Source organism: Spirosoma endophyticum, assembly GCF_900112365.1.
Taxonomy (GTDB): Bacteria; Bacteroidota; Bacteroidia; order Cytophagales; family Spirosomataceae; genus Spirosoma; species Spirosoma endophyticum.
In genome coordinates this window covers 1-3,869 of record NZ_FOLQ01000066.1, presented here as the reverse complement: position 1 = coordinate 3,869, position 3,869 = coordinate 1, and the positions used below count along the sequence as shown (strand labels likewise).

At 35.2% G+C, this 3,869-nt stretch carries 6 protein-coding genes; 4 read left to right on the top strand and 2 right to left on the bottom strand.

The features are described from left to right. The first annotated feature begins 387 nt into the window (after positions 1 to 387). The 3 genes from BM202_RS36375 to BM202_RS36365 are packed head-to-tail and all read left to right on the top strand — an operon-like array spanning position 388 to position 1,695. The gene (locus tag BM202_RS36375) at positions 388 to 621 is read left to right on the top strand and encodes a hypothetical protein (RefSeq protein ID WP_093835497.1); all 234 of its coding nucleotides are present in this window, start codon (positions 388 to 390) and stop codon (positions 619 to 621) included. A 47-nt stretch (positions 622 to 668) separates the two neighbouring features. Next, positions 669 to 1,472, top strand: a complete 804-nt coding sequence (locus BM202_RS36370; RefSeq protein ID WP_093835495.1) for a hypothetical protein — start codon at positions 669 to 671, stop codon at positions 1,470 to 1,472. A gap of 1 nt (position 1,473) precedes the next feature. After that, positions 1,474 to 1,695, top strand: coding sequence for a YodC family protein (locus BM202_RS36365; RefSeq protein ID WP_093835493.1), 222 nt, complete (start codon positions 1,474 to 1,476; stop codon positions 1,693 to 1,695). Between the two features lie 4 nt (positions 1,696 to 1,699). On the opposite strand, the gene BM202_RS36360 is transcribed toward BM202_RS36365, so the two are convergent. Both BM202_RS36360 and BM202_RS36355 read right to left on the bottom strand, forming a co-directional pair. Further along, positions 1,700 to 2,524, bottom strand: coding sequence for a hypothetical protein (locus BM202_RS36360; protein ID WP_093835491.1), 825 nt, complete (start codon positions 2,522 to 2,524; stop codon positions 1,700 to 1,702). Between the two features lie 135 nt (positions 2,525 to 2,659). Continuing rightward, a complete protein-coding gene (locus tag BM202_RS36355) occupies positions 2,660 to 3,202 on the bottom strand; it encodes a hypothetical protein (RefSeq protein ID WP_093835489.1) in 543 nt (180 codons plus the stop codon). 113 nt (positions 3,203 to 3,315) lie between these two features. On the opposite strand from BM202_RS36355, the gene BM202_RS36345 reads away from it, so the two are divergent. Next, entirely contained in the window at positions 3,316 to 3,801 is a 486-nt protein-coding gene (locus tag BM202_RS36345; RefSeq protein WP_245776945.1) for a hypothetical protein, read from the top strand. The last annotated feature ends 68 nt before the right edge of the window (positions 3,802 to 3,869 follow it).

Genomic DNA, 3,869 nt, shown 5'->3' with positions numbered 1-3,869 from the left:
GTCATGTACAATCATTAGCTCAATTTATCCGCTACTTGGAATCCATTGCTCAATCACTTTTGACGCCCCAATGGATGTATGTCCAGTAATCTGGCGGATATACCCCAACTGTGTTAGGTACCTATCATAATCTAACATTCTACACCCTCAGATGGATGTTAGCGGCTGTTGCTAGTGTAATGGTTATATATCTGATCACGAAACGAGCGGCAAATCTCCGCTTAAACTATATTTTCTGAGGTATTCGTACTGTTTTCGTTGGCCCGTTGATTTATGCGTTTTTTGCAACTACGCCCGAAATCAGGAAAACAATTCTGCCTTATAGTAGGATTTTCGGTCATTTGCTTTATTATTTTTATATAAATTAAATTTTAAAACACTTAAATAATGAATAATCTTAAAGCAGGAGACATTTTAATTCGTATTAGTGACGAGTCAGAGTGGGAATTTAAGGACTATGCTAAGGGCATGATTACAACTCTTGCCGATGATCCATCAAATAAAGGAGGCTCTGGAATCGATAGAACTGTGGTATTTGTCAAACCACGTGCACAAAGAGAAAACAGGCTAAGTGACAATGATTTTAGATCAATGTCAGCGAGTGAGTTTAAAGAGGCTTAATAAAGTAAACCAGTCTCGAATTATGAAGCCTAATCACAATGTAATTTATGGATAACCTTGACCCGTACAATTTCCTTTTTCAATTACCTCTTTATTCAAAAATAAAAATTACTTCTGACAACAAAGACGCGTTTGTTGATCTAACAAATTTTAAAGGAGACCTTGACGCGTATAACCCGACTTTAAAAGAAAAGACAACTTATAAAGTTGTGCAATATCCTGCCTCAGGACATTTCGGGTCGTTCGAATTTCATTCATGGTCAAGGCATGGAGGATATGTTTTGGAATGCAAAAGGACTTCCGAAAGAATTATGATCTATGTTTTCTGGAATTTTGAGGAATCAACATTTCAAAAGATAGGTCAATATCCTTCAATAGCAGATCTACACATTAGTAAAATCAAAACATACAACAAAGTTCTAAATAAAGAGCAACTTAAAGAATTCACACGCGCTATTGGGCTAGCTGCCAACGGAGTTGGTATAGGTTCATTTGTTTATTTGCGTAGGATATTTGAAAACTTAATTGAGGAAGCTTATCAAAAAGCTAAAAGTGATCACCCTAGCCTAACTGAAGAAGATTATCACAAATTGAGAATGGCAGAAAAAATTGATTTCTTAAAAAGTTATCTACCCGTTTTTCTGTCAGAAAATAAAAGCCTATACAGCATATTAAGTATAGGACTGCACAGTCTTACTGAAGACGATTGTTTACAGCATTTTGAAATTGTTAAAGTAGGAATAGAACTTATATTAGATGAAAAGGTTGAGAAACAGCAAAAGGAAGCAAAAATAGAAGAAGCTAAAAAGAAACTTGCGGAACTAAATAATACACTTTCTAAAAAATCCTAAAATGGAATTTCAAATTGGTGATGTAGTAAAATTAAAATCTGACAATTCGCTTTGGAAGGTTCTTTATCATCCTGTGACAACTCCAGGAGAAGCGCGTTTTATAAATGGCTCACTTACAACAATTGGCAAACCTATAACAACAGTTATGTGTGTGCCGCGGGGTAAGGATGAACCGGAAAAAGAACTTGATGTGAATGATCTAGTTCTTATAAGCCGTAATTAACTAGTCAATCTATATTTTCTTCACTTGCATTGAAGAGATATTTTTCCATACCTACCCTTTTTATAAGTTTTATCCACTTAGTTTCTAGCGTCCAATATCTGTCTATAGGTCTGACATAGATCATATTATATATATCTATTATATCAGCTTTTACAGGCGTTATTTTCCCCAGTAAGAAATCAATCAAATACTGATTAAAAACGTAAAGAAGTAGTTCAATTTTCGATAAATCTCTAACTCTTTCTAGTTGGTCAGCTGCTAAATCGCGTAGTATAAAATACTTTGTGGCTGGAAAAAAATCGTGAAAGCCAGAAGGTTGTTCCAAAAGATGAGCGTTTTCTTTTGCTTCACTGCCTAACTTCTTTTTATAGGAATGTAAATTGTTCAGCCATGTATTACAACGCTTATCATAATTACTACTAATTAAATCCATTTGGCTTAATACCCTACTCCAATGCTCATCTTCTAACTCTTCTGATTTTTTACGCATCATTAAAGAATTGTATCCATCTAAACTTATTTTTTGATTTTCTACAAATCTAACAAGTGTTTCATTTAAAGTATTATCTATATAAAACCGAAAGTAATCTTCTGGAAAGCAAGGTATAATAACGGAATTATCTCGAAGTCTTTCCCAATTACTTATAATTTTTTTAGGGCTTCTTTCAGAAGCCTTAAATAATTCAAACACTACTGGCCAAGGTGTTATTAGACTATCTTTATTTTTTATTTTTTCAGGTAGTTTTGTATACCATATATTGGTGTCACAAACTATAGAAGATTGACTTACATCTACATACTCATACTCTATTATATGATTAATACTCATAATATTGACGATTTATAATAAAATTTTTCGACTTTTTTATATTTTACTAGTGTTACATTTTTATTGATAATCAGATTATTATAAACGTAAATAAGCAGTTCCGACAATGGCTTTTACGAAAACAAACAGCTTATGCTAGTAAGTCCATTCCTGCCGTGTGAGTTTCTTTTTACCAACATAGTGTGCTCTGTTAACTAAATTCAGAATCACCATAACGGCGGAACTTGTAAGTTGATTAGCACTAGTCATTACATTTTCTAAGCCTGAAGATTTAATACTATATTCTAGATTATTGCATAGGTCTTTTATTTTTTGATCATCAAAAGATAGTTTGAAATCGTGGGCACAAGCATTACGAATCTTTTTTAAATTTAATATTTCTTTATGCTCTTTTTCTGTTGTCAATCCAAGTGAATAAGCCATTGCTATTCTCGAAGAGAATGTGCCAAGAGGTGCATTAAACCCTTCAAGTAGTTTTTTGCTCTCTTCTGAATCTATTAAAAACGCTAAAATCGCGTTTTTAAGCAGCTCATCAATATAACTACATGAAAGTAAGGCAACTCCTCTGGGACTTTCAGCATTCAGTTTATCCAGTAATGGTATAAAATCTTTCAGATGGGGATATTCATTAATCAAATCAATTTTTTTTAAGGACTTTGGGTTTTCATTGTTTTCCATAGTTTTTCAAAAATCATGTTTTAATCAAAACATTTTCAGTTGATTATTATCACGCCGGGCGTCATTCGTTCGGCGCATTTCTGCACTAGCCGATGTATCATAGGCTTTCTGCAATGGCCAGATTCCTCCAGCTAGTTTCGTCGTCAACGTTGCCCGATCTGGTGCCGGTGCCTTTGTCCAAAACTCGTTTAAATCCTTATAAGAGGTACCTAACACAGTTGGGGTATATCCGCCACCTGAAGCAATACCAGGCATATCACCGGCCCGGTAAACCCCTGAAAAATCTCAAATTAGTCAATTACGACAAGCCCGCTATCTTACTCTCCTTCTTTTTCAAGCACAAATACTCCATTGAACGACAGGTTATCCACGCCGATGTGGTCCAGCATATCAAGAGTTACCGGGACGAACTATTGAACCGGTCCTTGATGGAACAGCTTAGCGTGGGCCAGCTCAAAGAACTTAAGCAGACGGACGAACTCCTGCGTAGGGTGAGAGAAGAGGCCCATGCCTACCAGGCTTGTTGTTCCAATTACCACCACAAATATTACTACTGGTATTGCACCTACCGTTGGGTAGTTCTGCAGAAAAGTACATAATTCGTCACTTGGCTTATCTAATCGAATAAACTGCTCAAATAAGACGAGACGGCCTTAGGGTTCAAAAA

What these genes read in the sequence shown, in the direction of transcription:
- BM202_RS36375 (WP_093835497.1), top strand. Translation starts at nt 388, where the DNA reads ATGAATAATCTTAAAGCAGGAGACATTTTAATTCGTATTAGTGACGAG.
- BM202_RS36370 (WP_093835495.1), top strand. Translation starts at nt 669, where the DNA reads ATGGATAACCTTGACCCGTACAATTTCCTTTTTCAATTACCTCTTTAT.
- BM202_RS36365 (WP_093835493.1), top strand. Translation starts at nt 1,474, where the DNA reads ATGGAATTTCAAATTGGTGATGTAGTAAAATTAAAATCTGACAATTCG.
- BM202_RS36360 (WP_093835491.1), bottom strand. Translation starts at nt 2,524, where the DNA reads ATGAGTATTAATCATATAATAGAGTATGAGTATGTAGATGTAAGTCAA.
- BM202_RS36355 (WP_093835489.1), bottom strand. Translation starts at nt 3,202, where the DNA reads ATGGAAAACAATGAAAACCCAAAGTCCTTAAAAAAAATTGATTTGATT.
- BM202_RS36345 (WP_245776945.1), top strand. Translation starts at nt 3,316, where the DNA reads ATGGCCAGATTCCTCCAGCTAGTTTCGTCGTCAACGTTGCCCGATCTG.